Below are 26,732 nucleotides of genomic sequence, written 5' to 3' on the forward strand. Positions count from 1 at the left end.
CCCACCCCCGGCCCCCCCCGGCGGGGGGGGGGTCCCCCGGGCCCGGGGGTGTTTCCCCCCCCCCCCCGGCCCGCCTTTGTGGGCCCCCCGCGCCCGCCCGGGGGCGGCGCACCCCCGTCTGGGGGCCCCCTCGACGGTGACGTCTATGAATCCGTTGTCCAGCAACAGGTTCCGGTACTGCCGGGGCACCCAGCGGCTGGGCACGCCGTCCGAGCGGGCGCGGATGATCTCGCGGGTGAGTTCGGGATCGTTCGAGTCGATCATGTACGCGTCCCAGTCCTGGCCGACGAGCACCGCGCGGCCGTTCCTGGCCAGGACCCGGCGCGCCTCGAGAACGGCGGGCTCGGGGTCGTCGAGGTCGTGCAGGACCTTGTCGGCGCGGTAGCCGGTGACCGAACCGTCGTCGAGCGGCAACGCGGTGACGTCGGCGACGTGGAATTCGCACGCGGGCCAGCGTTTGGCGGCGACCTTGAGCATGGCCGTGTCCATGTCCACGCCGATGGCCCGCGCGCCGCGGGCGGCCAGCTCGCCGGCGGCCCGCCCGCTGCCGCAGCCGACGTCGACCACGGTGTCGCCGAGTCCCGGGTAGCTGCGTTCCCGGAGGTCGCGAGCCTGGGGCAGGTCGTCAAAGGCGTCCAGGAGCTTGAGCATCGTCGACATGGTCGTCATTGTGCCGCTTGATGCCGGGCTGGGGCCGATCAGCGAGGTCCCGGTGCGTGCTACCTACGGAAGTCGGGCGTTCCGCACCCTGAACCGGTTCGGCTGATGACAGCGCGCCCGGAGTGAGCTATACAGAGGCATCATGCGTGTTCATGCGCGAAAGGTGCCATAAATGAGCAGACTTGCGCAGTCGCTATGGAGTTTGGCGACAGCTTCGATCCTCGCTTTCGCCCCGACAGCCGCCTACGCCGACCCGGCCGCCGCGCCGTCGGGGCGGCTGGGCGATCTGACGGCGGTCTCGGCGGACGGTCCCGTGGTGACGCTGAAGTCGGGTGCCGCCGCCGTGAAGGTCAGCTTCCCGGCCGAGGCCGCGGTCCGCCTCTGGCTGGCCCCGGACGGGAACTTCACCGACCCGGCGGGAAGCAAGATCGTCCAGCCGCGTGGCGGGCAGCCCGCCACGCCGCGCCGGGTCGACAAGGGCGCGTACTGGGCGATCTCCACCCCGAAGGCGACTTTGCGCGCCTACAAGCACCCGCTGAAGTTCGCTCTGTACGACGGGGCCGACTCGCGGCAGATCTGGGCGGAGTCGGCGCCGTTGTCCTGGGACGGCAAGACCACGACACAGACGCTGGCCCGTGGGGCGGCCGAGCAGTTCGTCGGCGGCGGGGAGCAGAACGGCCGGTTCAGTCACCGCGACCAGACGATCAAGATCTTCGCCGACGACAACTGGAACGACGGCGGGGCCCCGAACTCACAGCCGTTCTACGCCTCCACCGCGGGATACGGCGTGCTGCGCAACACTTTCGCGCCGGGCAGCTACTCGTTCACCGACCCCGTCCGCACCACCCACGACGAAAAGCGTTTCGACGCGGTGTACGTCGTGGGCAACGGGCTCAAGGACGTCGTCTCCGGCTACACGGATCTGGTCGGGAAGCCGTTCCTGCCGCCGATCTACGGGCTGGAGACCGGTGACTCCGACTGCTACCTGCACAACAAGAACCGCGGCGAGCGGCACACCCTCGACGCGCTGAAGGTGGCCGACGGCTACCAGGCCAACGGCATGCCGAACGGCTGGATGCTCGTCAACGACGGCTACGGCTGCGGGTACGAGAACCTGCAGCAGGTCGGCGAGGGGCTGCGCAAGGACAATATGCAACTGGGCCTGTGGACCGAGAACGGGCTGCCGCACCAGGGCGAGGAGGTCAAGGCGGGCGTGCGGGTGCGCAAGCTCGACGTCGCCTGGGTCGGCCCCGGCTACCAGTTCGCGCTCGACGCGTGCGACACCGCGCACAAGGGTATCGAGGACAACAGCGACGCACGGGGTTTCGTGTGGCAGCCGGTCAGCTGGGCGGGCGCGCAGCGCTGCGGCGTGCTGTGGAGCGGGGACCAGTCCGGATCGTACGACTACATCCGCTGGCAGATCCCGACCTACGCGGGCGCGACGACGTCCGGGATCGCCTACAACACCGGCGACATCGACGGCATCTTCGGCGGTAGCCCCCAGACGTACGTGCGGGACCTGCAGTGGAAGACCTTCCTGCCGGTGGCGATGACGATGGACGGCTGGGCGTCCTCGGACAAGCAGCCGTGGCGCCAGGGCGAGCCGTACACCTCGATCAACCGGAAGTACTTGCTGCTCAAGGAAAGGCTGCTGCCCTACACGTACAGCTACTCCGTCGCGGCGCACAACACCGGCGTCGGGCAGGTGCGTCCACTCGCGATGGAGTACCCCGGCGATCCGAATGTGTGGACCGACAAGGCGAAGTACGAATTCCTCTCCGGCACCGACTTCCTCGTCGCACCGGTGTACGAGAAGTCGACCACGCGCAACGGGATCTACCTGCCGAAGGGAACGTGGATCGACTACTGGTCCGGCCGGACCTACACCGGACCCACCACAGTGGACGGCTATGACGCCCCGCTGGACACGCTGCCGTTGTTCGTCCGTGCGGGTGCCGTCGTGCCGATGTGGGGCGAGGGCACGAAGTCGTGGCAGACACGGGACAAGAGCTCGCTCGACCTCGACGTCTACCCGCAGGGCAAGGGCGGTTTCACGCTCACCGAGGACGACGGCGTGACCCGTGGCTACCAGCGTGGGCAGCAGGCGACGCAACAGTTCACTGTGGACGCTCCAAACTCCGGGCCGGGCACCGTCACGGTGGGCATCGGCGCGAGTTCCGGGTCCTATAACGGGAAACCGGACGCCCGCCGCTACCAGCTCACTGTCCACACAGGATCGAAGCCGGGCGCCGTCCAGGCCGGGAACGGCGTGCTGCGTCAGTACCCCAGCCGCGCCGAACTCGACGCCGCACCTTCGGGCTGGTGGTACGACGCCGCCGATCGCGGCGGTGTCGTGCGGGTGAAGACGGCGCCGATCGCGGCGTCCGAGCGGCAGGACGTCCGGCTGCACGGGTCGAGTGCGGTGGGCGGTTTCTTCCCGGAGGACAACGCGGGCTCGGTGACGCTCTCGGCGCCGCCGCTGGTCGCGCCCGGCTCGTCCGCCCAGGCCACGTTGAGCTTCACCAACGGAACGCCGTTGCCCGTGCGGGACGTGACCTTCTCGGTTTCGGCTCCCGGTGGATTCCGCGCCGACGTCGCGGGTGACCGGCGGCTGGTCATGCCGGGCCAGACCGTCCGGGTCCCGGTGACGCTGGCGCCGGGTACGTCGGCCAAGCCCGACGACTACCAGTTGGTGGGCAGTGTCCGGTACCGGGCCAGACTCGGTGATCATCAGGTTACCGACTCGGCGACGGTCACGGTTCCGTACGCGTCCTTGGGTGCCGCCTACGGGAACACCGGGGTGACGGATGCCGCGCACGCCGCCGCGGGTGACCTCGACGGTGGCGGGAGCAGTTTCCGGGCCGAAGGCCTGGCCGAGTCCGGGCTGAAACCGGGCGCGACCTTCGAGGCCAGGGGTGCCCGGCTCACCTGGCCGGACGCGGGCACCGGCCGCCCGGACAACACTGTCGCTTCAGGACAGACGATTTCGTTGTCCGGCAAGGGTTCCGGCCTCGTCCTGGCCGGGACGGGCACCGGCAAGGCCCAGGGAACGGTGACCGTGCACTACGCCGACGGCACCACGAGTTCCGCCGACCTCGGCTTCCCGAACTGGTGCTGCGCCGATCCCGCGCAGTACGGAGCGTCCACAGTGGCCTCGGTGCTGGGGAAGAACACGCGCGGCGGACCGGCCTATCCGACCACGCCGTATCGGGTGTTCGCCAACACCGTGCCGGTGACCGCGGGGAAGGAGGTCGTCGCGGTCACCTTGCCCAGCAACTCCGCGATGCACGTCTTCGCACTGGGCGTAGCCTGACCGGAGACCCGGGACAGTGCCTGGCCCGCGCTGCCAGGCACTGTCCCGTTGTCGTGTGGCTAGGTTGAAGACGGAGCCCACCGGCTGAGGAACGGGTCCGCGAGCGCGGTGAGCGGTCCGCAGAGTGTCTGGCCGTTGCGCGCGAACAGCTCGTCGCGCGAGTCGAACCGCCCCAGATCCGTGAGCACGGTCGCGGACAGGTCGCAGGCGGAAGGATTTCCGGGTGTGCAGGTGAGCCCGTCCCAGTCCACCGCGGTGCGGGCGACCGCGTCGAACAAGGTCTCGGCGCCGGTGTTGGTGAACGCGGCGGGGGTGGCCGACGCGGTGATGTCTCCGAAGAGTTCACCGACGGGGAGCCATTCCCGCGTGACGCGGAATTCCGGCCATGCCAGCAGAACACGCGACGGGACCAGATACCTCAGGCGAGGGAACCGCGGATACCAGAACCGCCCGTCGACGACGAGACCACGTACGCGGGTGGGAATTCCTTTGCTGCGCGCGACTCCCTCGAGAATCGCCAGGCGCTGACTGCATGAGCCTCGTCCCCGGCGCAAGGTGCGCGAGATCGGCTGCCTGTCGTTCACCGCGTACACCGGCCGGACCGACTCCGTGATGAGGCGGTGTGCCGTGCGCAGCCCGGTGAGCTGGTCGCCCTCGGCCCGCTCCGCGAGCGATCGGACCAGCGGATGATGCCAGTCGAGGATCGGCGTGGGATCGGCGCTGCCCATGGCGGCCTCGGCGGTGTCCACCGCGCGGCGGCGATACCACCACGGGGTCACGAGCACGTTCGCCATGATGCCAGTATGCCCGCGTGATCAGGGCTGATCGAGCTGGGCCACCAGCTTCCGCGGGGCGATCATGCGGTAGGCCTCGACGATGAACTCTCGCGCTTCCGTCCAGTCCACCGGGACGTCCAGATAGACACCCAGCCAGTCCCGTCCGCCGAAGGGCGGCCGGAAGAACCTCCCGGGCTGCTCGGCGACCAGCGCTTCGGTTTCGCCCGGCGGTGACGGGCACCAGAAGCCCACCCGGCCGGCGGGCTTGCGCTCGGAGAAGGTGACCAGTGCCTTCCCACGGACTGCCCAGGCGGGTTCGCCATGGTTGAGGCGCTCGGTGACCTCGGGCAGGGACAGGCACAGCTCCCGCAGTCGTCGCACCGGATCGTCGGCCATACGCCCCATTGTGCCCCGGATCTCAGGGGAGCGCGGCGGACCAGTGCTGGATGGCGCGTTCGGCGAAGAACCGGATGAGCCGCAGATCGGCGCCCAGGTCGCGGGCTTCGCGGCTGTAGGGCCTGATGGCCTCTGCCCGGTCGCGACCACCTTGCCCGATCCGGCACCGGATCCGGTACACCCGCTTCACCACATCGGGCCGGTAGTCCAGCCCTGGCACCGGATGGGTGTCGGTGTCCGCGCGGAGCACCGGGACATCCCGGATGAGCCCGTCGTCGGACAGACCGGTCAGCAAGTCGTTGCCCCGCAGGAAACCGGCGATCTGTGACGGCGTGATCGCGAGACCGGCGATGGCGTGCAACCGGTCCACTTCGGACCGTACCTTGCCGCCCACCGCCGCGGCGGCCCTTGGCATGAAGTACTCCAGCACCTGGTAGTACTTCACGTATTTCTCCGGTAGATCACGGCCGGGGGAATTCGCGGCCGCGTAAAGGGAAACCGGGACGACGTCGTAGCGTTCCCTGGGAAACCCGATCTTGCCGACGCCGCTTCCGGCGGAACGCCGGTCCGACGGGTAGTCCGCCTCCCACAGCCGCAGCGAAACGCCGGTCGCCTGCACCACTTCGTGGAGGTAGGCCGCGCCGTAGCCGACCAGCAGCTCTTGTGCGGTCTTCGCCGCGGCGGCCTCGAATCCGGTCAGTGCCAGCGCGAGAGTGGGCGCGGTCCGGAACCGCCGGGGATACAACGTCATCAGCTCGTCGTCCGCGGCCACGAGCCGCATCGTCCGCCTGCCGGGCTTCGGCCCCGCCGCGGTTTCGCTGGTCAGGAAGACCCCGCTGCTGGCCAGCCGGTCGCGGACGTCCTGGCCCAGCGGGCTGTCGGGGAGGACGCCGTCGTCCGGTGTCTTCGGAGTCATGATCCGCGCGAGGGCCAGCACCAGCTCGTCGTGATCCCCGACGACACGGGCCGTGATCGTTCTTTCGCGTTCGCTCCACAGGCCTTGATGGTCCGGCAAGGGCCGCGCCGAACCCAGGATCCGGGCGAGCGCGCCGATCTGCTGGGGCGAGCGAAAGCGCACTCGGTGCTCCGGGATCCCCGCTGTGGCAAGGAAGACGACGCGAGCGTCGCTCCGCGGTCCGCGCCCGCCGGACCAGTCGAGGCGGACGTCCCGGCGCGCCCGGATCAGGTTCTCGAGCGACTGAACCGCCTCGAGGTACGTCATCCGCGACGTTTCCGGCAACGGACCGTCGCCGATCCAGTGCGGCTGTTTCACAGCGACGTCTCAGCCCTCCGGCGGCGCGACGAAGACGCAGAACGGATGCCCGGCCGGATCGGCGTAGACCCGCAGCGGTTCCTCGGGATCCTGGAACCGGTCGTACAACAGCTCGGCGCCCAGCGACAGCGCCCGCTCGTGGTGCGCGAGCAGCTCCTCGGCCGTCGGCACGCTCAGGTCGAGATGGAGCATCTGCGGATGCTGCCCGTCCGGCCATGTCGGCCGCGGCAGTTCGTCGACCTGCTGGAAGGCGACGTGCGGCGGACCGGAGGGATTGCGCAGCACCAGCCAGTCCTGGCCTTGCTCGTCCGGTTCGCCCTCGGGTGGTGGCTCGTCCCCCGGCCGGTAGGTCAGGTTCAGCAGTTCCCGGTAGAACTCCGCCAGTTTCCGCGCGTCGGTGCAGTCGAGGACCACTTGACGCAGCAAAGGAGCGTCCATCGGCCCATCGTCGCAGGAATGCTCACGCCCCGGCTACGGCTTCCGGTGCCAGGCCGAAACGCCGTCGGTAAGCGGTCGGTGTCAGCCCGGTGTGCCGGCGCAGCTGCACGCGCAGATTCGCGGCCGTGCCGAAACCGCTCGCGTCGGCCACCGCGTCGAGCCGGAGTTCGCCGCGTTCGATGAGGCGGCAGGCGAGGGCGATCCGCTCGGTCGTCAGCCAGGCCAGTGGTGTGGTGCCGAGTTCGGTACGGAACCGGCGATGCAGGGTCGCCTGGCTGGTCGCGGCACGCGCCGCCAGATCCGCGACGGTGAGCGGCTCGTTCAGGTGTCCCCGCGCCCACTCCAGCGTCGGGGCGAGCGAGGTGTCGGGGACGTCCGGCACGGGCCGTTCGACGAACTGCCGCTGGCCGCCCGCGCGGTGGCCGGTGAAGACGAGCCGCCTGCTCACCGCGTTCACGATCTCGGCGCCGTGATCGCGGTTGATCACGTGCAGGCTCAGGTCCAGCGCGGCCGCGCTGCCCGCGGCGGTCAGGATGTCGCCGTCGTCGACGAACAGCACGTCGGGTTCGAGCTCGACCAGCGGGAAGCGGGCGGTGAACTCGTCCGCCCAGCGCCAGTGCGTCGTCGCGCGACGGCCGTCGAGCACGCCCGCCTCGGCGAGGGTGAACGCGCCGGTGCAGAAGCTCATCAGCCGCGCGCCGCGCCCGGCCGCCCGGCGGATCGTGTCGAGCACCGCCGGGTTCGGGGGCACCTGTGGATCGGGGCGGTTGGGCACGATCAGGGTGTCCGCTGCCTCGGCGGCGTCGAGCCCGGCGATGCCGGAAAGCGTGAACATGCCCAGGTGCATGCGCACCGACGGCGTGGCGGAGCAGAGCGTGAAGTCGTACCAGGGCCGGCCGAGTTCGGGACGGCGCAGGCCGAACAGTTCGGTCGCGACGCCGAGTTCGAACGGGTTGGACCCCTCGTCCACGAGGACCGCGACCGCATGCGAGGAATCATGCGACATATGCGATTCCTAGCACTCGTGAAGCCGTCGCGCCACGGTGAGGATGGGTCTCATGAGCGAAGCTTGCGAGCGAATCATGGATATCATGCGCCAAAAGGGATCGAACACTGTCTCGCGGAGCGAGGCGATCGCATGAGCAAGCAACCCATCGACATCAGCACCGCGCTGGCCGGATTCGACGCCATTTGGAGCCCGCGCATCGTCACGAACATCAACGACTACGACGTCCGGATCGCCAAGGTCGCCGGTGAGCACGTGTGGCACGTCCACCGCGACACCGACGAGTTCTTCCTGGTGCTGGAAGGCGAACTCGACATCGCGCTGCGCGACGGGGAGGAGCGGGTCGTCACGCTGCCCCGGGGTTCGCTGTTCGTCGTGCCGCGCGGGGTGTTCCACAAGCCGTCCTCGAAGGAGGGTGCGTCGATCATGGTGATCGAGCCGTCCGGGACGCTTTCGGTCGGCGACGAGCACGACGAGGTCCCCGAGTACGTCGACGTCACCACCGGACATCGGCTGACGACGTAGCGGATTTCCGCGGATTGCTTGCCGTATCGGTCTGCGCGCGCTAAGTGTGGAGATCGTGAGCACCCCGGAGATCACCCCGTTCCGGATCGAGATCCCCGAAGCGGACCTGGCGGACCTGGCCGATCGGCTGCGCCGCACGCGCTGGCCGGAGCCGGAGACGGTGGCGGACTGGAGCCAGGGCATCCCGCTCGACTACGTGCGGCGGTTCTGCGAGTACTGGGCGGACGGCTACGACTGGCGTGCGTCCGAGGCGCGGCTGAACTCGTTTGCCCAGTACCGCACGGAAATCGACGGGCTGGGGATCCACTTCCTGCACGCGGAGTCCCCGCATCCGGACGCGTTCCCGCTCGTCATCACGCACGGCTGGCCGGGTTCGATCGTCGAGTTCACCAAGGTGATCGGGCCGCTGACCGACCCGACGGCGTACGGCGGGGACGCCGCCGACGCGTTCCACGTCGTCTGCCCTTCCTTGCCCGGCTACGGTTTCAGCGACAAGCCGAAGCAACCGGGGTGGTCGGTCGAGCGGATCGCGTCGGCGTGGGCGGAGCTGATGGAGCGCCTCGGCTACAGCCGTTACGGCGCGCAGGGCGGGGACTGGGGCAGCGTCGTCACGATGTTCATGGCACTGCGGAACCCGGCTCCGCTGGCCGGAATCCACCTCAACATGCCGACGGTGGGGCCGGACAAGGACACGCTCGACGACCTCACCGACGCGGAACGGGCGGCGCTGGCTTCCGCGCGCGAGTTCGGCGAATGGGAATCCGGTTATTCCGGCCAGCAGTCGACGCGGCCGCAGACGCTCGGGTACGGGCTGGTCGACTCCCCGGCCGGGCAGTGCGCGTGGGTGCTCGAGAAGTTCCGCGCGTGGACCGACTGCGACGGCGACCCGGAGAACGTGTTCACCCGGGACGAACTGCTCGACAACATCATGCTGTACTGGCTGCCCGGCACCGGCGCCTCCTCGGCCCGGCTGTACTGGGAAAGCCTCAAGGCGATGCGGAAATGGGCCGCCGAGTCCACAGAGGACACCATCGCCGTCCCGACCGGCTGCTCGATCTTCCCGAAGGAGATCACCCGGCCGTCGCGGCGCTGGGCGGAGAAGCGGTTCACCGACATCCGGCACTGGAACGAGCTCGAACGCGGCGGGCACTTCGCCGCGTTCGAGCAACCGGAACTCTTCGTCGAGGAGCTCCGGACGTTCTTCCGCCTGGTGCGTTAGTTCACCTGGCGTTCCTGGTCCTTCCAGAACGGTTCGCGCAGCTTGAACTTCTGGATCTTGCCGGTCGCGGTGCGTGGCAGCGCGTCGAGGAATTCGACCCGCTTCGGGCATTTGTACCCGGCGAGGTGCGCGCGGCAGTGGGTGATCAGCTCCTCGGCGGAGACCGAGCCGTCGGTGACCACGAGCGCGGTCACGAGTTCGCCCCACTTCTCGTCCGGGATGCCGATCACCGCGGCCTCGCGGATCGCCGGATGCGAGTTGAGCGCGTCCTCGACCTCGATCGACGACACGTTCTCGCCGCCGCTGATGATGACGTCCTTCTTGCGGTCGGCGATGGTCAGGTACCCGTCGGTGAAGGTGCCGCCGTCGCCGGTGTGGAACCAGTTGCCCTCCTGGACCCGCGTGGTCTCCTCGGGGTTCTGCCAGTAGCCGTCGAGGTTCGTGTTCGACTGCGCGAGCACCTCGCCGTCGGCGTCGATGGCGATCCGGACGCCGAGGCCGGGTGTGCCGGCGCGGCCGAGGCGGCGGGCCTGCTCGTGCGGGTCGAGATCGGCCCATTCGTACCGCATGCGGTTGATCGTCAGCAGCGGCGCGGTTTCGGTGAGCCCGTAGAGCTGGATGAACTCCCAGCCGAGGTCGGCGCGGACGCGTTCGATGGTGCGGGTCGGCGGCGGCGCGCCGGCCACCACGATACGGACCTTGTCCCGGCCGGGGATTTCGCCGTCCCAGCTCTCGGCGGCGTCGAGGGCGGCGGAAACCACCGCGGGCGCCGCGCACAGGATCGTGACGCCGTGCTCGTCGATGCGGCGCAGGATCTCGGCGCCGTCGATCTTGCGGAGCACGATGTGCTTGCCGCCGAGCCCGGTCACCGCGTACGGCATGCCCCAGCCGTTGCAGTGGAACATCGGCAGCGTGTGCAGCAGCACGTCGTTGTCGGACAACGTCGTGTGCAGGCCGAAAACGGCGGCGTTGAGCCAGATGTTGCGATGGCTCAGCTGGACGCCCTTGGGGCGCGCGGTGGTGCCGGAGGTGTAGTTGATCGTGGCGGTGGCGGATTCGTCGCCCGCCCAGTCCTGCGGGACGCCGTCACCGCCGAACACCTTTTCGTCGTCCTCGCCGAGGACGAACACGTGCTTGGCGGTCACGTCGTCGAGCAGGTGCCGCAGTTCCGGGTCGATGAGCAGTACTTCGGCACCGGAGTGCTCGACGATGTACTTGACCTCGGCCGCCGCGAGCCGGAAGTTGACCGGCACCAGGACCCGGCCCCAGGCCGAGACACCGAAGAACGAGACGAGCAGCCGCGCGGCATTGTGCGAAACGATCGCGACCCGGCCGCCGACGGGCACCCCGAGCGTCTCGAGGTTCGCCGCCTGTGCCCTGGCCAGCCGCGCGACGTCCCGATAGGTCAGCGAACCCCACGAGGGCGCGGGCTGGTCGGGCTCGTCGACCACGGCCACCCGGTCCGGGTACACCAGCTCGGCGCGGTCCAGGAAATCCCGGACACCCAAATCGAAGAACACGTGCCGATCCTCCATCCTCCACAAGCGACGCTGCCCAGGGCGGCCTTCACCTCCGGTGACGCCCGTCCACCGTACGCCATCGCCAGGGGATGTCCTCGCGTGTGGAACGTCGGTGTGGTTCGCTGACCAGGGTGGACTTCGACACGGTGACCGACGCGCTCTACGCGGGAGACCCCGCCGGGTTCGTCACCGCGCGCAACGCCGCGGCGCGCGAGGCGAAGGCGGCGGGGGACGCCGCGCTCGCGGACCGGATCCGCGCACTGCGCAAGCCGACGATCGCGGCGTCGGTGGTGAACGGGCTGGCACGGGAGGACTCGGCGTCGCTGGCCGAACTCGCCGAACTGGGCCCGGCCCTGCGTGACGCGCACGCGAAGCTCGCCGGGCCCGAACTGCGGACGCTCACCCAGCGCCGGCACGAGCTGATCCGGCGGATCATGCGGACCGAAGTCCCGCGGTTGAGCGAGCCGGTGGCCAGGGAGGTCGAAGCGACGCTGGAGGCGGTCGCCGCCGATCCGGAGACCGCCGAACTCGCCCTCGCGGGCAGGCTGACGTCGATGGTCACCCAGCAGGACAGCGACCAGTGGCTGACGTTCGCGGCGGCTCCCGCGAGCATCAAGACCAAGCGGAAACCGGAGAAGGAAGCCAAAACCGCACCGTCGAAGGCCCAGCCGAAACCGGCGAAGAAGGTGACGTCGCTCGAACCGGCACGTCGCAAGCGCGAGCAGGAGAAGGCCGAGCGGGAACGGCGGGAAGCAGCCGAACGCGCGAAGCGGGAACGTGAGGAGCGCGAGCGGCTGCGGCGTGCGGCGCAGGCGCTGGCCAAGGAACGCGTTCAGGCCCAGCGCGATCTGGTGCGCGCGGAACGCGTCGCGGACCAGGCGAACGCGCGGGTCGAGGAGCTGCGGACCCGGCTCGCGGACGCCGAGGACCGCGCCGAGCAAGCGGGCAACGACCTCGACGCCGCCCGCACCGCGTTCGCCGAAGCCCAGGAAGCAGCGCGAAAAGCGCACGAGGCGGCCGAAACATCCTGAACCGCCTCGTGCGCTGGTGAGTTAAGGCGCAACGATGACCACTGCGGTCAGCGAGTGCCCGACACCGAGTCCCGCGCGTGGGCGGCGCTCGAAGTCGAGCAGAGTCGTGGCGAGCGCCTTCGCCTCCTCGGCGGATCCCAGGGTGTTGTTGGTGCCGAAGGCTTCGTCGACGATGGAATTCCACTCCCGCGCCCAGTCCCGGAAGAACTCGAGGATCGGGGCGGGCGCGCCCTCTGCGGGCGGGGTGAAACGGAGTTCGTCGCGTGCCGAAGGCTGGCCGCGGTAGAGGTCGTTGACCAGCGTCCGGTACGGCGGTATCGCCGGGTTGAACGTCCGGGTCGCGGTGTGCCGCCCGAGGAGGACCGAACGGTCGAAGAACGTCGTGCGGAGATCGCCCGCTCCGGCGCGGGCCGCGGCCTGCTCGACGACCGCGCCGAGGGATTCGCGGTCGTAGCAGGTCATCATCTCCTCGACCTGCTCGTCCACGTCCTCGAAGAACGTCATCGCGTAGTTCCAGCGGGACAGGTGCCACTGCGGCGTCCACTCGACGGAATACCGCCCGAGGACGTCGACCACCACCGCGCTCGGCCGCGTCCGGCTCGCCGCCCGGCGCAGGATGGCGGTCAGCACGTCGGTGGTCTCGTCGCCGGTCAGATGCGAATAGGGCACGCCGCACGAGAGATAGAGGTCGAAGTCCTCGTCCGGCAGCTGGGCCCTGGCATCGCCCTCGACGAAGCGGACACCGGGTTCGGGATACAGGGAGCGGGCCGTCTCGACCATGGCCGCGTCGGCGTCCAGGCCGACGTAGTCCAGCGCGAGCCCGGCGGCCACGGGCGATTCGCCGTCGGCCGCGTGCCGCAGCAGCCGCAGCCCGTCGGCGGTACCGCAGCCGATGTCGAGCACCCGGAGGGGAGCACCGGGCGGGAGGCGCAGGCCGTTCACCGCGTGCCCGAACAGCCGCCGCGTCACCACCTCCTCCATCAGCACCTTGACCGGGTCACGCCTGCGTGCGGACAGGTAGTGCGATGCGGCGGAGGAGTAGGTCGACACCTCACGGATTCCTTTCGTCGGGCCGATCGGCCGGGGACGGGAAGTAGCGCAGCAGCAGGGTCGCGCCGTCGGTGAGGACGGACGCCAGCGCCGCCCCCGCGGGAAGGAAGTCCGCGCCGACCGCGATCCGGTCGGCGGTCCCCCCGACGAGCAGCGGCGACAGGGTGAGCCGGACTTCGTCGACCAGGCCCGCTTCGAGCAGCGATGCGAAGAGCCGCGGTCCGCCTTCGCAGTCGATGCGGCCGAAGCCCCGTTCGACGAGGGTAGCGATCGCCTGCCGGAGGTCCACCTCCTCGCGGCCGGTCACGAGCACCTCCGCGCCCGCGGCCGACCAGGCGGCCACGAGCGCGGGCGGGGCCTGTTCGCTGGTGATGACGATCGTCGGCACCGAGGCCTCGGTGAGCACCGGTGCGTCGGGCGGGAGCGACCGGCCCGAGGTGACCACCGCGATGGGCGGGATCGGGGACAGGCCGAGCCGTCGCCGCCGCTCGGCGGTGCGCTCGTCCGGGTGGATGCCGTCGAAGGCCTCGATGGTCGCGGTGCCCGCGCCGAGCAGGACGACGTCGGCGAGGTCGCTGCCCAGCTGGTAGACCACGCGATCGGTCGGATTGGACAGGCCCGCGGACTTGCCGCCGATCTCGACCGCGCCATCCACGCTGGAGACGAAGTTCACCGCGAGCCACTTGGGGTCCGCCGGATAGCGGTAGAGCTGTGCGAGGTCGTCCTCGCCGAGCGCGCGTTCCGGCCCGGGCCAGATCTGCCGGATCACAGCCACCGGACCGCGTTGGCCGGCGGACGGGTGCCCACGATGCTCGCGACCATCTCGACCACGTGCCGGGTTTCCCGGACCTGGTGGGCGCGGAACATCGCGGCGCCCTGCTCGGCGCAGAGGGCGGTCGCGGCGAGGGTGCCGATGACCCGGTCGTCCATCTCGACGTCGAGCGTCTCCCCGACGACTCCCTTGTTCGACAGCGCCATCAGCACCGGCCAGCCGGTGTCGACCAGTGCCTTGACGTTCCGGAGCACGGTCAGGGACTGGTAGGTGTTCTTGGAGAAGTCGATGCACGGGTCGATCATGATCCCCTCGCGGGGCACGCCCTTGCCGATGGCGCGTTCGGCCAGTTCGGTGGTGTCCGCGACGACCGAGGCGACGACGTCGTCGTACTGGGGCCGGATCGGGTCGGTGCGCGGGGCGAGCCCGTCGGTGTGCGAGCACACGTAGCCCACGCCGTACTGGCCCGCGACGTCCAGGATCTCGGGGTCCGCGGCGGCCCAGCTGTCGTTGACGAGGTCTGCTCCGGCGGCGCAGAAGGCGTCGGCCGCTTCGGCGCGGTAGGTGTCCACGCTGATCACCACGTCCGGGAAGGTCTCCCGGACCCAGTGGAGCGTCGGGAGCACCCTGGCGATCTCCTCGGCGACGGTGACCTCGGGCCCGGGGCTGGCGGGGACGCCCCCGATGTCGATGACGTCGGCCCCGTCTTCGAGCGAGCGCCGCACGGCCTCCCTGGCGCGTTCCTCGGCGAACGTCGCACCGTGGTCGTAGAACGAGTCCGGGGTGCGGTTGACGATCGCCATGATCAGCGCGTGGTCACTGGCTAGCCGACGGCCTCGGAAGACCAGGTCGGGGGTTTTCATGCGGGCTCTCCTGTGCGTGCCTCGGGCGGTGTTGCCCGGACGATCATAGGTGAGCCTTCAACGAATCCCGGGGGTTCTTCGGTGTTCCTACCCTGACGGCGGATCGACCGGCGGCGCGGGGCGCTCGCGGGATCTCGGACCCGTCGGTTCTTCGCCGGGAGGTGGCGGGCGTCGTTGCCGAAGGCCACCTCGCCGCTGGCGTCCGTGATCAGGAGGCGATGGCCTCGTTGATGGCTAACAGTTCCTGTGCGGTGCGAGTCGCGGAGAACTCGATGACGTCGTAGCGGGCGAGACGTTGCAGGACGAACGGGTCCGTGGCCAGGACCGCGTCCAGTTTGCCGCGGTGCACGGGGCGGGTCAGGATCACCTGGTCGGCGTTGCCGGTCCCTTTTCCGGAGACGAGGAACAGGCCCCGTGCGAACTGCTTGCGCAACCAGGTGCTGTGGTCGGGCAATGCGTAGTCGACTTCCTCGGTGGGCGCTGTGTAGCGCAACAATGCGATGTACATAATGCAAGAGTAGAACTCGTACGGTCGTTCTCGCACGCTTCCAGAAGAGTGGTTAATACCACTGGCAATAACCCGACAAAGAATCTCCGGCGGTTCTTTACTTCTGCTTTTCCATTAATGATCGACGACGTCGAAAAGTGTCATACGTGAAACCGTTGCGTGTTCGCCGGTCGCCGGGAAACGAGCACGGGACTTCGGCCTGTCGTCACCATGAGTGTTCGGCCGACTTCGCGTTGCTGATCATCCCCGCGGGCCGGTCGGCCGGATATCCGGACCGGAAAGCTGCCGCATGGGCACTGATCAGCCATTTTCGGGCACGACCGGACACTGGGCATACCGCTGCGCCTGTCCCGGCGGGAGACTTCTGTCGGTGGGCGCAGCGCCGGGTACAACCCCGAGTGTCCGGCGCTGCGTCGTCTGGGGAAGTCGTCGACAGCCCACCGGGATACGCAAATCTGCGTACGTCGGTTGTCGTCACCGGACGGACGCGTTCTCCGGTCCGGCACCCGACACTTGAGCCCATGACGACAATCATGGGGACAGCGGGAATACGGGCCGTGGGGGCGGCGCTGGCCGGGATCTGGCGCGACGGCCGGAAGATCGAGCGGGCGGCCTATGCGGTCGGCGCGATGTTGTTCTTCAGCGGATTGCTGACGGCGGTCGTCCTGTTCCTGACCGGCGGCTCGTGGCTGGGCCCGGTTTCGCTGCGCAAGGCCGTGACGTTCGGGCTTTCGTTCGGGCTGACGCTCGTTTCGGTCGCCTGGGCCACGTCGTACGTGAAGGTGCGCCCGGGCCCGCGCCGTTCGCTGCTCGGCCTGTTCCTCGGTGCGTGCGTCGCCGAGGTGGCGCTGGTGAGCATGCAGGCCTGGCGCCGGGTGCCCTCGCACTTCAACTTCGAGACGGGCTTCGACACCGCGGTCTCGATGACGCTCGCCGCGGGCGGCGCCGTGATCATCCTGACCATGCTGGGCTTCACCGTCGCGGCCATGGCCGACCCCGGTGTGCTCAGCCCGAGCATGCGGCTCGCGGTGCGCTTCGGCCTGCTGGTGCTGCTGGTGGCGCTGGCCACCGGCGCGGTGATGATCGCGCGCGGTGTCGTGCTCGCGCGGGGCGGCGACCCGCAGCTGGCCTACACGACCGCGGGATCGTTGAAGCCGCTGCACGCCGTCGCCATGCACGCGATCCTCGTGCTGCCGGGGCTGGCGTGGCTGCTGCGGTTCACCCGATGGGACGAGCGACGGCGGCTGCGGATCGTCTGGCTGGCCGTCGCCGCCGACGCCGTCTTGACGGCCGTGGTGGGCATCGCGTCGTTCACCGGGTGGTGAGGGTTTCGCGGACGTGCGGGAGGAGGTCGAGGGCGGCGGCCTCCTCCGGGGTCAGCCAGGCGAAGTCGTCGTGTTCCCCGGGATTGAGCGCGACATCGGCGGCCGCGGTTTCGGCCGCGTGGTAGACGACCGCGTGGACGAGCAGATCGCGGCCGGTGACGTCGCGCCAGGTGTGCCTGCTGCGCTCGCCGGTCACCGTGATCGTGAGCCCGGCCTCCTCGGCGGCCTCGCGGACGGCGGTCCGCTCCGGCGGCTCACCGGGTTCGACCGTGCCGCCGGGCAGTTCCCATTTGCCACCAAGGAAATTCGCCGGATGACGGCGAAGGAACAGCACCGTCTCGCCGCGCGGAAGCCAGGTGTACGCGAGGTGTTTCTCCGCGGGCTCACTCATGCGAACGATCTTCGCACGCGCGCGGGGGCGCTTCACACGTCTGATCATCGGATGATATCCTGACAGTGCTGTTACTTCACTGGGGGTGAAGCGAGCTTGTACCCGGAGATGAGCCTGTACCCGGAGATTGAGCCCTATTGGCAGGGAATGCTCGACGTGGGTGACGGAAACCAGGTGTATTGGGAGGAATGCGGTAATCCGGACGGTAAGCCCGCGGTCGTGCTGCACGGCGGGCCGGGGTCGGGCTGCACCCCGCACGCGCGCCGCTATTTCGATCCCGGCCGGTATCGCATCATCCTGTTCGACCAGCGCGGGTGTGGTCGCAGCGTCCCGCACGCGAGCGAACCGGACGTGGACCTTTCGGCGAACACCACCTGGCATCTGATCGGCGACATGGAACTGCTGCGCACGATGCTCGGCATCGACCGCTGGCAGCTTTTCGGCGCCTCGTGGGGATCCGCGCTCGCGATCACCTACGCCGTCCGCCATCCGGACCGGGTTTCGGAGCTGGTGCTGGCGTGCGTTTCGATGGGCAGGCGGACCGAGACCGAACTGCTCATCCGGGGGCTCGGCCCGCTCTTTCCCGAGGCGTGGGAACGGTTTCGCGCCGGAGTGCCGGAAAGCAGCCGGGACGGGGATCTCGCCGGTGCCTATCACCGCCTGCTGTTCGATCACGATCCGGACGTCCGTGCGAAGGCCGCGAAAGCCTGGTGTGACTGGGAATCGGCGATAGTTCCGACTTCGCCGCGGAATCCCCGGTTCGAGGACGCGAGGTTCCGCCTGGCGTTCGCGCGCATCGTGACCCACTACTTCGGCAACGGCTCCTGGCTCGAGGAGGACATGGCGCTGCGCCACGCGGAGCGGCTCGCGGGTATTCCCGGCGTGGTCATCCAGGGCAGGCTCGACCTGTCCAATCTCAGTGGCACGCCGTGGGAACTGGTCGCCGCGTGGCCCGAGGCCGAGCTGGTCCTGATCGACGACACCGGGCACGGCGGGAGTGCCGAGTTCACCGCCGCGCGGGTGGCCGCCACCGATCGGTTCGCGCACGCCGTCTCACCACCCCGTCCGTCCCCGCGCTGAACGCGGCGGCAGCACGACCCCTCCCGCCGCGAGCGTGCGGACGAGCTGGGCCAGCTGGTCGGGACGGGTGTCCTTGAGGATGAACCCGGCCGCACCCGAACGCAGCGCCTTCACGACGTAGCTGTCGGAGCCGAACGTCGTCAGCATCGCCACGGCCGTCCGCGGAATCGTTTCGCGGAGTTGCCTCAGGAGCGTGAGCCCGTCGACGTCGGGCATCCGGATGTCGAGCAGGACGACGTCCGGCCGATGTTCGGCGATGACGGCCATGGCCTCGGCGCCGGCGGCGGTGGCGACGACCCGGACGTCGCCCGCCGCGTTCAGGATCAGCTCCAGACCGGCCCGCACCAAAGCCTCGTCGTCGACCACGACCACCCGGATCACCGGCGGCTCCTCGCTTCGATCAGTAGTCAAAGTCGCTGTAGTCGGCGGAAACCGCGTCGTGGGCGTCGAACCCGGCGTACCCGGAATCGGCACCGTCGTGGTGTCCGGCCGCGTATCCGTCCGCCCAGGCACCGGCGTTGGCGCCCCCGGCCATCCCGGCGAACAGCCCGCCGACCACGACCGCCGCGCCCAGGCCCCACGCGCCGCCGATGAGCGCGGGCTTCCACCACGGCGTGCTGTACCAGCCCTGCGGCACCGGGCGGCCCGCCACCTCGCCGCCGGGGTAGTAGTGCGGCGTGTTTTCGCCCGGCTGCGGCGAGGCTTCGTAGGTCTGGCCGTCGACCTCGACCCTGCGGTGCTCGGTGACCGCGCCCGCCTTGGCACGTTCCTCGTCGCCCGGCAGGGCGGGGCCGGGATCGAGGTCCATCGCGATCCGCGCGGCCCGGATGTAGTACAGCCCTTCGAGCGCGGTTTCCCTTGCCAGTTCGGCCTGTTCGGCCGTGGCCGCCTGTTCGAGCTGGCTTCCCGCGGCGTGGTACCGCTCCGACGCGTCCGCGAGCGCCTGCTTCGAGGCCTCGTTCGTGCCGACGAGCTGGAGGACCTGCCCGCCCAGCCGTTCCACCCAGCGCCGTGTCTCGGCCTTCGTGTCTTCCAGCTGACGTTGCCTGGCCGCGGCCTGGGCGCGGGACACGAAGATCGCGCCGACCGCGACGGCCACGAGCACGATCAGGACGATCGCGATGCCCATCGGTGACTCCCGGATCGAGGAGGGCCGGGCGGCGGACGCCGCGCCGGACGGTCCGAGGACCGTGGCACCAGCCTTGCCGAGTGACCCGGCCCCCACCATCCGTTGACCGTCCGGCGTGTGCCCGCCGGTCGGCGGGATTTCGCCCCCGCCGGTCAGCCCGCGGAAAGCGGGAGCCGCAGGCGGACCCGGTATCCGCCCTCGGACGAAGGACCCGCTTCGAAGGATCCGCTGAGCAGCTCGGCCCGCTCCCGCAGCCCGATGAGGCCGTGCTGCGCACTGGGCAGGCGCAGTGTCGGGCGGGTGGGCCGTCCATTCACGACAGTGACGTCGACCTCGGTCGCGGTGTGTCCGATGTGGAGGGTGACGCTCGCGCCCGGCGCGTGCTTGCGCGCGTTGGTCAGCGCCTCCTGGATGGTGCGGTAGATCGCGCGCTGCTGGGGCGCGCCGAGGCCGGTGGGCAGCTCGCCGTGCCGTTCGACCGGGATACCGCTGGTCGCGATGAGCCGCTCCAGCTCGGCCAGTGTCGGCTGCGGGGTCAGCTCGGTCGGCTGGCTGCCCGAGGCACGCAGCAGGGTCACCATGTGCCGCAGCTCGTCGAGGGTGTTCACGCTGAGCTCGCGGATGGTCGACGCGGCCTCCTTGGTCCCGGCGTCGGGCGCGCCGACCTGCAGCGCGCCCGCGCTGACCGCGATCAGGCTGACCTGGTGCGAGACGACGTCGTGCATTTCCCTGGCCAGCTGGGTGCGTTCCCTCGCCAGGGTCGTCTGCTCGATGAGCAGCCGCTCCTGTTCCCGCGCCTGTTCGATCTCGTCGATCCGCACCGACAGCTCGCGCCCGGTCCTGGCGAGCATGCCGAGGAACACCGGCGCCGCCGCGGTCATCGTCGAGTAGATCAGCCCGAGCAGCACGTCGTCGTGGGACAGCTCCAGCATCGGCGGCCACGGCGTGGCGTAGCCGAGCGCCCCCGCCGCCATGCAGCCTGCCAGCAGCCAGCGATTGCGGTAGTGGCAGCCGACGGTGTACAGCGCGATGAGCGCGGGGACGACGGACTGCGAGACGACCATCGAGGGGAACGTGATCGCCAGCACGGTGAGCGGAAAGGACCGGCGCAGCAGGAGCGCCAGCGTCGCGATCGCCGCCGCGCTGAACTCGTACGGCGTGGCGTGCTTGGCGTTGAGCCAGGTGTCGAGCGCCGCCAGCCCGACCGGCGCGAGGTCGAAGACCCACGACGGCAGCCTGCGCGTCCACGGCCACAGCCGCGTCATCGTTCGTCCCCGGCCAGCAGGCCCGCACGCTGCGCGAGCAGGGCCGCCTGCACCCGGCTGGTCACCTTGAGCTTGGTCAGGATCGCGCTCACGTGGTCCTTGACCGTGCCGACGGACAGGTGGACGGCGGCGGCGATCTCGGCGTTCGACAGCCCGTCGGCGATGAGCACGAGGATCTCGCGCTCCCGCTCGCTGAGCCTGCCGACGCTCGCGGTCGCGGCGGGGTCCTCACGGCCTTCGAGGTACCGGTCCACCACCGACCGGGTGACCTTCGCCGACAGCACGACGCCGCCACCCGCCAGCGTGCGCACCAGGTGCGCGAGCTGGTCGGGATCGGTGTCCTTGAGGATGAACCCGGCGGCGCCCGCGCGCAGTGCCGCGGCGATGTACTCGTCGGAGTCGAACGTCGTCAGCATCGCGACCACGGGCGGTTCGGGCAGCCGCCGGATCCGCCCGAGCACGGTGAGGCCGTCGACGTCGGGCATCCGGATGTCGAGCAGCACGACGTCGGGCCGGTGCCGGGTGATCTCGTCGACGGCCTCGCCCCCGGCCGCGGTGGCGACGACCTCGATGTCGCCGGCGGCGTTGAGGATCAGCCGGAACCCGGACCGCACCAGCGCTTCGTCGTCCACCACAACAACACGGATCACCCTGGCGCTCCTGCCGCTCTAGTCCTCGTTGCCGACGATAGCCCAGTCACCCGGCGGGGCGATTTCCCGCCGATCGGCGGGGCCGTCCGCGCTGGTGCGCGGATGGTCCGCGCGATCATTACGGTCCACAGTAGACGGAGAAACAGGCGGAGGGGATCGGCGGATGGAACAGCGGTACGACCGGGACGCGGCAGAACAGTGGTTCCGGCGGCGAGGGTTGCCCGCCGTCGTCAAGGGCCGCCCGCGCAGCCTGCTGGTGCGTGTCGTCCCGGCACTGGCGTTCGCCGCGGTGTGGCAGCTGCTGCTCATCACCCTGGACGTCGTCGACGGCGGCACGGAGGCGGAGTTCGAGCGCAGGCTGGACAACGACCTGTTCCTGGTGGGGTACTTCGGCCTGCTGCTGTCGCTGGTCGTGGCCCCGGCGCTCGCCGCGTGGCTGACCACGAAATGGGTTCGCTGGGCGGTGCTCCGCCATCGGGGGACCACCGTCGCTTCGGTGGCGATCGCGGTGTACGTGCTGGTGCTGCCGATCGCGTGGCTGCTGGGCCCGGACGAGGACCCGCTGCCGGTGACGATCCCCGCGCACGCCCTCGTGGTTCTCCTGCTGCTCGGGATCGCGTTCCTCGGCGGCGGCTCGATCGTGGGCTGGTCGGCGCGTGCGGCGATGCGGCAGGCCAGGAGTCTCGGCGAACTGACCAGCCGCGCGCTCCCGCTGTTCCTGCTGTTCACCCTGTTCGGGTTCTTCACCGCGGAGATCTGGCAGTTCGCCGCCTCGGTGGAGCGGAAGCGGATGTGGTGGGTCGTCGCGCTGTTCGTCGTGGTGGCGGTGCTGTTCATGCTCACGATGCTTTCGGAGGAGGTGCGCCGGCTCACCTCGCTGCGGAACGCGACGGTCGCGCTGGACAAGCTCGAGAGCACTCCGTTCCAGCCGTTCGCGCGGGCCGTCGCGGACACCGACCGGGTCCCGCTGTCGAAGCTGGAGCGCGCCAACATGGTGCTGGTCCTCGTGCTCACCCAGGCGTTCCAGACGCTCGTTTTCGCTACGCTGACCTTCGTCTTCTTCGTGACGTTCGGCAAGATCGCGCTCAAGGACGAGGTGATCAAGGCGTACGCGACCAGTGGGCCCACACCGGGAACGCTGTTCGGCATCCAGATTCCGGTGCCCAACGAACTGCTCCAGGTTTCGCTGTTCATCGCGGCCTTTTCCGCGGTGTACTTCACGTCGTCCACGGTGACGGACGAGAAGTACCGCGTCGCGTTCTTCGATCCGCTCACCGATCACCTCGCGGTCAGTCTCGCCGCCCGTGACGTCTACCGAGCGAGACTTTCCGAGACGACGTGAACGCGTTTCTGGACATCTCGGTCATCGACGGCTGGCTCCCGGTCGTCGTGGTGGTCCTCGGGGTGGCGGGCGCCGTCGCGCTGCTGGCGCGGCGGGGGCGTTCGTGGTGGCTCAAGGTCGTCCCCGCCGTCACCGCGGGCACGGTCGTGGCGTGCGTGCTCGTCGAATGGCTGCTCGGGTCGGTGCTGCGGCTGTTCCCCGACGCGCTGCCGCTCACCGTGGTGCTCTGGGGCGGCGCCGGGCTGTGGGCGCTCGGCCTCGCGGTCGCGAGCCTGTGGCGGACACCGTGGTGGCGCAGGCTCGCCGCGGTGTGCGGTGCCGTGCTGGTGCTGCTGACCTCGGTGGCGGGGATCAACACCTACTACGGCCAGTACCCGACGATCCGGGCCGTGCTCGGCGTCGACCCGGTGAACGAGGTCGCGATGGCACACCTCCCCGCTCCCGTGCCGGAACCGGTGCCGCCGCGGCAGGGCCGGGCACTGCGAGACTTCTGGCGCCCGCCGCCGGACCTGCGCCGCTCCGGCGTGCTGGTGAAGATGCCGATCCCGGCGGTGAAGGCGGCGTTCACCCCGTCCCGCCCGGCGTACATCTACCTGCCGCCGGCCTACTTCGCGCCGAACCGGCCGCTGCTGCCGGTGCTGATGCTGTTGCACGGGCAGCCCGGCGCACCGGCGGACTGGGTACGCGGCGGGCAGCTGTCCACGATGATGGACGGCTACGCGGCCACCCACCACGGCATCGCGCCGGTGGTGGTCATGCCCGACACGACCGGTGGCCACTTCGCCAACCCGCTGTGCCTCGATTCCCGGCTCGGCGCCGCCGAGACCTACCTCGCCGAGGACGTCCCGGCGTGGATCAGGGCGAACCTTCAGATCGACCCGGCGCCGCGGCACTGGGCCGTCGCCGGATCGTCCTACGGCGGCACCTGCGCGCTGCAGCTCGCCGTGCGGAGGCCCCAGCTGTTTCCGTCCTTTGTGGACATATCAGGGGAGGACGAGCCGACGCTCGGTTCGCACCGCCGGACCGTCGACGAGGCTTTCGGCGGGGACGAACGGAAATTCACCGAGATCAACCCGATCGACGTCCTCGGCCGCGTGAAACTTCCCGGCAGCGCGGGAATCCTGACCGTCGGCGAGGGGGACACCGCCGGGATGGTGCAGCAGCGGAAGGTGCTCGAAGCCTGCCGCCGCAACGGCCTCCCGGTCCACCTCATCAAGGTCGGCGGCGCGCACAACTGGTTTGCCTGGAACGCGGGCATGGTCCGTTCGCTGGACTGGCTGGGCAAGCGGCTGGGCATCACGCACGGTTGACGGGTTTCCGACAGCCGCTCAGATTCTTTGAACCCTTCCGGGAAGGTGGCCGTATCACCGGGTAGGAGGCACCACCGGCAAGGGAGAACCCATGCGTCGACGCCTGCCGGCCGCCGTTGTCGGGCTGGCCGCGGTACTCATGACCGGATGTTCGATGACGGCGGGCGGAGCGGGCGGGGGAGGCGGCGCCGGGCAGAACCAGGCCGACGTCGAGTTCTCCACCATGATGATCCCGCACCACCGGCAGTCCGTGGTGGTTTCCGCGCTGGCGCTGAAACGCAGCCAGGACGAGTTCGTGCGGCACATGGCCACGGAGATCACGGAGAAGGAGAACGCCGAGATCGGCCGGATGTCGGACTGGCTGCGCTCGTGGAACGTCGCGGTTCCGGTCGCCGGGGACCACATGAGCCACGCCATGCCGGGGATGCTCAGCGCCGCCGAACTCCAGTCCCTCGACGAATCCTCCGGCGCCGCCTTCGACAAGACCTGGACCGCCCTGCTGGCCAAACACCTCGGCCACGGCGTCGACATGGCGAAAACCGTGCTGTCCCAAGGAAGTCACCCCGAGACGAAGGAACTCGCGCAGCAGATCGTCACCGACCAGTCCGCCGAAATCACCCAACTCAAGTCCCGCCTCCCCTGACCGCTCACGGGCCGGATTCGAACGGGTGAGGTTGCCGCCGGTCCGGCCGCAGGGCGTACTCAGCCGCTAGAATGGCGGTATGACCGCAGCCGCGCACTACCCTGAGTCACCCCGTCCGTCGGACGTCGATGGACTGGAGTCGTCTCCTGAGTGGGCAGGTGACCTGGACGCGGCGGCGAAGTTCAGCTCACCGGAGGCGATCCGGGCAGCACTCCTGCCGGAACAGCTCGACGAGTTCGACGCTGCGTTCGAGGCCGCGCTCGTGGCAGCGCGGCAGACATTGCGGCTGGATCGGCTGCGGGAAGTGCTCCGTACCTGGCGCCGGGTAGCGTTGTTGACTGAGCGTGATCCCGAAGGCTACCGCCGGATGCTGGCAAGCGCTGCCGAGGTGCACCGTACCGGACGGCCGCGGCCCGGCAGCGTGACGTGGGACAAACTCCAGACGGAACTCGGTCTCTGACCTGCTATTTCGAGTGACCTGCTCCCAATCACGCGAGTTCCGCTTCCAACCACGTGAGATCGCCGCCCAAGCACGCGAGACCGCCGTTCACGTCGCCCCACCCCACAGGTAAGGCTCACGCGTTGTCCGCGCAGTAGACCCGCTGCCCTTCCACGAACGTCATCGCCACCCGGGTGTCGGCGATGGCGGAAACGGGGCCGTCGAAGGGGTTCCGGTCCAGCACCACCAGATCCGCGAGATTCCCTACCTTGATCCGCCCGGTGTCGTCGGCGTGATTGACGTACGCCGTCCCCGAGGTGTACGCGTCGATCGCGGCGGCGAGCCCGATCCGCTGTTCCGGCAGGAAGGCCTCCGCGGTCGAACCGGGGCTGATCCGGTTCACCGCGACGTGGATGCCCTGCACCGGGTCCGGGCTGGTGACCGGCCAGTCGCTGCCCGCGGCGAGGGTGGCGCCGGAGTTGAGCAGGGCGGCGAACGGGTACTGCCAGCGCGTGCGTTCCCTGCCGAGGAACGGGATCGTCAGCTCGTCCATCTGCGGTTCGTGGGCCGCCCACAACGGCTGGATGTTCGCCACCGCGCCCAGCAACGCGAACCGGTGGACGTCGTCGGGGTGCACGATCTGCAGATGGGCGAGATGATGCCGGTTTCCCCGGTGGCCGTTGGTCTCCCTGGCCAGCTCGACGGCGTCGAGCGCCTCGCGGACGGCGCGGTCGCCCAGCGCGTGGAAATGGACCTGGAAATCCAGCAGGTCCAAAGTGGACACGTACTCGCCGAGCCGGTGCGGGTCGACGAAGCTGATCCCGCGATGCGCGCCTGTACAACCACAGCCACCCAGATACGGGTCGATCATCGCCGCGGTGTGGTTCTCGGCGATCCCGTCCTGCATGATCTTGACCGTCCGGGCCTTGAGCCGGGGATAGCGGAACCGCTCACGTTTCGCGACCAGCTCGTCGATCTGCTCGGCGCCACGGTCGCGATCCCACCACAGCGCGCCGGATACCCGCGCGGTCAGCTTCCCGCGCGCGGCGGCATCGAGGTAGGTGTCACTCGCGTCGGGCATCCCGCCGTACGCGCCGAGCAGCGCGTCCTGCCACGCCGTGATTCCCAGCGAGTGCAGGAGATCCTGGGCGCGCAGCAGGCCGTCGAAGATCTCGGCCGGAGTCGCTTCGGGGACGAGCTTGCCGACGAGCCCCATGGCACCTTCCTGCAGCGCCCCGCTCGGCTCGCCGTCGGCGTCGCGCTCGATGCGGCCATCCGGCGGATCGGGGGTGTGCCGGGTGATCCCGGCCAGTTCGAGCGCCCGCGAGTTCACCCAGGCGCCGTGGTGGTCGCGGTTGACCAGGAACACCGGCCGGTCGGTGATGACGGCGTCGAGCTGTCGCCGCGTCGGGAGCCCGCCGGGGAACGCCTCCAGCGACCAGCCGCCGCCGGTGATCCAGGCGGCGCCGGGTTTCCGGCGCGCGTACTCGGCGATCACCCGGGTGTACTCCGCGAGTGTGTCCACATCGGACAGATGACACAGCCCGAGTTCGTAGCCGCCGCCGACGGCGTGGATGTGCGCGTCCTGGAAACCGGGCAGCAGCAGCCTGCCCCGCAGGTCGATCACCTCGGTCTTCGGGCCGGTGAGCGCGGGGACGTCGTCGCCGAGCGCGCTGATCCGGCCACCGGTGACGGCGACGGACGTCGTCACGCCGACCGCCCACGTGAGCCCCCGCCCGCCGGGGGCTCTGCGTGCGGGGGGCAGGGTATGGCAGAGTTACGCGATGACGGGGGACCTCGCCCCTGGG

At 69.8% G+C, this 26,732-nt stretch carries 28 protein-coding genes; 11 read left to right on the forward strand and 17 right to left on the reverse strand.

Going from position 1 to position 26,732, the window contains the following annotated elements:
* A partial coding sequence (locus ACFWY9_RS12430) for a methyltransferase domain-containing protein (RefSeq protein WP_378338873.1) occupies positions 1–651 on the reverse strand: 651 nt, incomplete at its 3' end.
* On the opposite strand from ACFWY9_RS12430, the gene ACFWY9_RS12435 reads away from it, so the two are divergent.
* Positions 644–766, forward strand: a complete 123-nt coding sequence (locus ACFWY9_RS12435; protein WP_378338874.1) for a hypothetical protein — start codon at positions 644–646, stop codon at positions 764–766. The two genes, ACFWY9_RS12430 and ACFWY9_RS12435, sit on opposite strands and share 8 nt — an antisense overlap.
* Positions 767–832: 66 nt before the next feature.
* On the forward strand, positions 833–3,973 hold the full coding sequence (locus tag ACFWY9_RS12440; RefSeq protein ID WP_378338875.1) for a TIM-barrel domain-containing protein: 3,141 nt from the start codon (positions 833–835) through the stop codon (positions 3,971–3,973).
* Positions 3,974–4,032: 59 nt separating this feature from the next.
* Here the strand turns inward: ACFWY9_RS12440 and ACFWY9_RS12445 are convergent, their stop codons facing one another.
* From ACFWY9_RS12445 to ACFWY9_RS12465, 5 genes are read right to left on the reverse strand one after another with little or no spacing between them, the layout of a single operon-like run.
* The gene (locus tag ACFWY9_RS12445; RefSeq protein WP_378338876.1) at positions 4,033–4,767 is read right to left on the reverse strand and encodes a transglutaminase domain-containing protein; all 735 of its coding nucleotides are present in this window, start codon (positions 4,765–4,767) and stop codon (positions 4,033–4,035) included.
* 21 nt (positions 4,768–4,788) lie between these two features.
* Positions 4,789–5,145, reverse strand: coding sequence for an MmcQ/YjbR family DNA-binding protein (locus tag ACFWY9_RS12450; RefSeq protein ID WP_378328070.1), 357 nt, complete (start codon positions 5,143–5,145; stop codon positions 4,789–4,791).
* Positions 5,146–5,167: 22 nt separating this feature from the next.
* Positions 5,168–6,418, reverse strand: a complete 1,251-nt coding sequence (locus tag ACFWY9_RS12455; protein WP_378338877.1) for a hypothetical protein — start codon at positions 6,416–6,418, stop codon at positions 5,168–5,170.
* A gap of 9 nt (positions 6,419–6,427) precedes the next feature.
* Positions 6,428–6,856, reverse strand: coding sequence for a VOC family protein (locus ACFWY9_RS12460; RefSeq protein WP_378338878.1), 429 nt, complete (start codon positions 6,854–6,856; stop codon positions 6,428–6,430).
* A 22-nt stretch (positions 6,857–6,878) separates the two neighbouring features.
* Complete coding sequence (locus ACFWY9_RS12465; protein WP_378328073.1) at positions 6,879–7,862, reverse strand: helix-turn-helix domain-containing protein; 984 nt, start codon at positions 7,860–7,862, stop codon at positions 6,879–6,881.
* Positions 7,863–7,994: 132 nt separating this feature from the next.
* Here ACFWY9_RS12465 and ACFWY9_RS12470 point away from each other — a divergent pair, with 132 nt between their 5' ends.
* Positions 7,995–8,387, forward strand: a complete 393-nt coding sequence (locus tag ACFWY9_RS12470; protein ID WP_378338879.1) for a cupin domain-containing protein — start codon at positions 7,995–7,997, stop codon at positions 8,385–8,387.
* A 55-nt stretch (positions 8,388–8,442) separates the two neighbouring features.
* A complete protein-coding gene (locus ACFWY9_RS12475) occupies positions 8,443–9,606 on the forward strand; it encodes an epoxide hydrolase family protein (RefSeq protein ID WP_378338880.1) in 1,164 nt (387 codons plus the stop codon).
* On the opposite strand, the gene ACFWY9_RS12480 is transcribed toward ACFWY9_RS12475, so the two are convergent.
* Complete coding sequence (locus ACFWY9_RS12480; RefSeq protein ID WP_378338881.1) at positions 9,603–11,126, reverse strand: AMP-binding protein; 1,524 nt, start codon at positions 11,124–11,126, stop codon at positions 9,603–9,605. The genes ACFWY9_RS12475 and ACFWY9_RS12480 overlap by 4 nt on opposite strands.
* Positions 11,127–11,215: 89 nt before the next feature.
* Here ACFWY9_RS12480 and ACFWY9_RS12485 point away from each other — a divergent pair, with 89 nt between their 5' ends.
* Complete coding sequence (locus ACFWY9_RS12485) at positions 11,216–12,157, forward strand: hypothetical protein (RefSeq protein ID WP_378338882.1); 942 nt, start codon at positions 11,216–11,218, stop codon at positions 12,155–12,157.
* Between the two features lie 21 nt (positions 12,158–12,178).
* On the opposite strand, the gene ACFWY9_RS12490 is transcribed toward ACFWY9_RS12485, so the two are convergent.
* The 4 genes from ACFWY9_RS12490 to ACFWY9_RS12505 form a co-directional block, all read right to left on the reverse strand.
* A complete protein-coding gene (locus ACFWY9_RS12490) occupies positions 12,179–13,207 on the reverse strand; it encodes a class I SAM-dependent methyltransferase (protein WP_378338883.1) in 1,029 nt (342 codons plus the stop codon).
* 1 nt (position 13,208) lies between these two features.
* Positions 13,209–13,976 carry a pyrimidine reductase family protein gene (locus ACFWY9_RS12495; protein ID WP_378328111.1) on the reverse strand — a complete coding sequence of 256 codons (768 nt, stop codon included), beginning with the start codon at positions 13,974–13,976 and terminating at the stop codon, positions 13,209–13,211.
* Complete coding sequence (folP, locus tag ACFWY9_RS12500) at positions 13,973–14,842, reverse strand: dihydropteroate synthase (protein WP_378328079.1); 870 nt, start codon at positions 14,840–14,842, stop codon at positions 13,973–13,975. Before folP ends, ACFWY9_RS12495 begins: the two co-directional genes overlap by 4 nt.
* Before the next feature lie 208 nt (positions 14,843–15,050).
* Positions 15,051–15,350 carry a YciI family protein gene (locus ACFWY9_RS12505; protein WP_378328080.1) on the reverse strand — a complete coding sequence of 100 codons (300 nt, stop codon included), beginning with the start codon at positions 15,348–15,350 and terminating at the stop codon, positions 15,051–15,053.
* 533 nt (positions 15,351–15,883) lie between these two features.
* On the opposite strand from ACFWY9_RS12505, the gene ACFWY9_RS12510 reads away from it, so the two are divergent.
* A complete protein-coding gene (locus ACFWY9_RS12510) occupies positions 15,884–16,675 on the forward strand; it encodes a hypothetical protein (RefSeq protein ID WP_378338909.1) in 792 nt (263 codons plus the stop codon).
* Here ACFWY9_RS12510 and ACFWY9_RS12515 read toward each other — a convergent pair.
* Positions 16,662–17,066, reverse strand: a complete 405-nt coding sequence (locus ACFWY9_RS12515; RefSeq protein ID WP_378328081.1) for an NUDIX hydrolase — start codon at positions 17,064–17,066, stop codon at positions 16,662–16,664. The two genes, ACFWY9_RS12510 and ACFWY9_RS12515, sit on opposite strands and share 14 nt — an antisense overlap.
* Before the next feature lie 108 nt (positions 17,067–17,174).
* On the opposite strand from ACFWY9_RS12515, the gene pip reads away from it, so the two are divergent.
* Positions 17,175–18,146 carry a prolyl aminopeptidase gene (pip, locus tag ACFWY9_RS12520; RefSeq protein WP_378328082.1) on the forward strand — a complete coding sequence of 324 codons (972 nt, stop codon included), beginning with the start codon at positions 17,175–17,177 and terminating at the stop codon, positions 18,144–18,146.
* Here pip and ACFWY9_RS12525 read toward each other — a convergent pair.
* From ACFWY9_RS12525 to ACFWY9_RS12540, 4 genes are all read right to left on the reverse strand, one after another.
* Complete coding sequence (locus tag ACFWY9_RS12525) at positions 18,120–18,527, reverse strand: response regulator transcription factor (protein WP_378338884.1); 408 nt, start codon at positions 18,525–18,527, stop codon at positions 18,120–18,122. The two genes, pip and ACFWY9_RS12525, sit on opposite strands and share 27 nt — an antisense overlap.
* A 19-nt stretch (positions 18,528–18,546) precedes the next feature.
* A complete protein-coding gene (locus ACFWY9_RS12530; protein WP_378338910.1) occupies positions 18,547–19,275 on the reverse strand; it encodes a hypothetical protein in 729 nt (242 codons plus the stop codon).
* A gap of 152 nt (positions 19,276–19,427) precedes the next feature.
* Positions 19,428–20,540, reverse strand: a complete 1,113-nt coding sequence (locus ACFWY9_RS12535) for a sensor histidine kinase (RefSeq protein ID WP_378328084.1) — start codon at positions 20,538–20,540, stop codon at positions 19,428–19,430.
* A complete protein-coding gene (locus ACFWY9_RS12540) occupies positions 20,537–21,190 on the reverse strand; it encodes a response regulator transcription factor (protein WP_378338885.1) in 654 nt (217 codons plus the stop codon). Before ACFWY9_RS12540 ends, ACFWY9_RS12535 begins: the two co-directional genes overlap by 4 nt.
* Before the next feature lie 163 nt (positions 21,191–21,353).
* On the opposite strand from ACFWY9_RS12540, the gene ACFWY9_RS12545 reads away from it, so the two are divergent.
* The 4 genes from ACFWY9_RS12545 to ACFWY9_RS12560 all read left to right on the forward strand — a co-directional run bounded on the left by ACFWY9_RS12545 (position 21,354) and on the right by ACFWY9_RS12560 (position 24,945).
* On the forward strand, positions 21,354–22,532 hold the full coding sequence (locus ACFWY9_RS12545; protein ID WP_378328086.1) for a hypothetical protein: 1,179 nt from the start codon (positions 21,354–21,356) through the stop codon (positions 22,530–22,532).
* Entirely contained in the window at positions 22,529–23,842 is a 1,314-nt protein-coding gene (locus tag ACFWY9_RS12550) for an alpha/beta hydrolase (protein WP_378338886.1), read from the forward strand. The genes ACFWY9_RS12545 and ACFWY9_RS12550 overlap by 4 nt, the downstream gene beginning before the upstream one ends.
* Positions 23,843–23,933: 91 nt before the next feature.
* A complete protein-coding gene (locus ACFWY9_RS12555; RefSeq protein WP_378328088.1) occupies positions 23,934–24,485 on the forward strand; it encodes a DUF305 domain-containing protein in 552 nt (183 codons plus the stop codon).
* A 79-nt stretch (positions 24,486–24,564) separates the two neighbouring features.
* Complete coding sequence (locus tag ACFWY9_RS12560) at positions 24,565–24,945, forward strand: DUF6247 family protein (RefSeq protein ID WP_378338887.1); 381 nt, start codon at positions 24,565–24,567, stop codon at positions 24,943–24,945.
* Between the two features lie 115 nt (positions 24,946–25,060).
* Here the strand turns inward: ACFWY9_RS12560 and ACFWY9_RS12565 are convergent, their stop codons facing one another.
* Positions 25,061–26,635, reverse strand: a complete 1,575-nt coding sequence (locus tag ACFWY9_RS12565; protein WP_378338888.1) for an amidohydrolase — start codon at positions 26,633–26,635, stop codon at positions 25,061–25,063.
* Positions 26,636–26,732: the final 97 nt, after the last annotated feature.

The sequence above is a fragment of the Amycolatopsis sp. NPDC059027 genome (genome assembly GCF_042739735.1).
In the GTDB taxonomy this organism is placed as follows: domain Bacteria; phylum Actinomycetota; class Actinomycetes; order Mycobacteriales; family Pseudonocardiaceae; genus Amycolatopsis.

What these genes read in the sequence shown, in the direction of transcription:
- ACFWY9_RS12440 (WP_378338875.1), top strand. Translation starts at nt 833, where the DNA reads ATGAGCAGACTTGCGCAGTCGCTATGGAGTTTGGCGACAGCTTCGATC.
- ACFWY9_RS12445 (WP_378338876.1), bottom strand. Translation starts at nt 4,767, where the DNA reads ATGGCGAACGTGCTCGTGACCCCGTGGTGGTATCGCCGCCGCGCGGTG.
- ACFWY9_RS12450 (WP_378328070.1), bottom strand. Translation starts at nt 5,145, where the DNA reads ATGGCCGACGATCCGGTGCGACGACTGCGGGAGCTGTGCCTGTCCCTG.
- ACFWY9_RS12460 (WP_378338878.1), bottom strand. Translation starts at nt 6,856, where the DNA reads ATGGACGCTCCTTTGCTGCGTCAAGTGGTCCTCGACTGCACCGACGCG.
- ACFWY9_RS12465 (WP_378328073.1), bottom strand. Translation starts at nt 7,862, where the DNA reads ATGTCGCATGATTCCTCGCATGCGGTCGCGGTCCTCGTGGACGAGGGG.
- ACFWY9_RS12470 (WP_378338879.1), top strand. Translation starts at nt 7,995, where the DNA reads ATGAGCAAGCAACCCATCGACATCAGCACCGCGCTGGCCGGATTCGAC.
- ACFWY9_RS12485 (WP_378338882.1), top strand. Translation starts at nt 11,216, where the DNA reads ATGTCCTCGCGTGTGGAACGTCGGTGTGGTTCGCTGACCAGGGTGGAC.
- folP (WP_378328079.1), bottom strand. Translation starts at nt 14,842, where the DNA reads ATGAAAACCCCCGACCTGGTCTTCCGAGGCCGTCGGCTAGCCAGTGAC.
- ACFWY9_RS12505 (WP_378328080.1), bottom strand. Translation starts at nt 15,350, where the DNA reads ATGTACATCGCATTGTTGCGCTACACAGCGCCCACCGAGGAAGTCGAC.
- ACFWY9_RS12510 (WP_378338909.1), top strand. Translation starts at nt 15,884, where the DNA reads ATGGGGACAGCGGGAATACGGGCCGTGGGGGCGGCGCTGGCCGGGATC.
- ACFWY9_RS12515 (WP_378328081.1), bottom strand. Translation starts at nt 17,066, where the DNA reads ATGAGTGAGCCCGCGGAGAAACACCTCGCGTACACCTGGCTTCCGCGC.
- pip (WP_378328082.1), top strand. Translation starts at nt 17,175, where the DNA reads ATGAGCCTGTACCCGGAGATTGAGCCCTATTGGCAGGGAATGCTCGAC.
- ACFWY9_RS12530 (WP_378338910.1), bottom strand. Translation starts at nt 19,275, where the DNA reads ATGGGCATCGCGATCGTCCTGATCGTGCTCGTGGCCGTCGCGGTCGGC.
- ACFWY9_RS12535 (WP_378328084.1), bottom strand. Translation starts at nt 20,540, where the DNA reads ATGACGCGGCTGTGGCCGTGGACGCGCAGGCTGCCGTCGTGGGTCTTC.
- ACFWY9_RS12545 (WP_378328086.1), top strand. Translation starts at nt 21,354, where the DNA reads ATGGAACAGCGGTACGACCGGGACGCGGCAGAACAGTGGTTCCGGCGG.
- ACFWY9_RS12555 (WP_378328088.1), top strand. Translation starts at nt 23,934, where the DNA reads ATGCGTCGACGCCTGCCGGCCGCCGTTGTCGGGCTGGCCGCGGTACTC.
- ACFWY9_RS12560 (WP_378338887.1), top strand. Translation starts at nt 24,565, where the DNA reads ATGACCGCAGCCGCGCACTACCCTGAGTCACCCCGTCCGTCGGACGTC.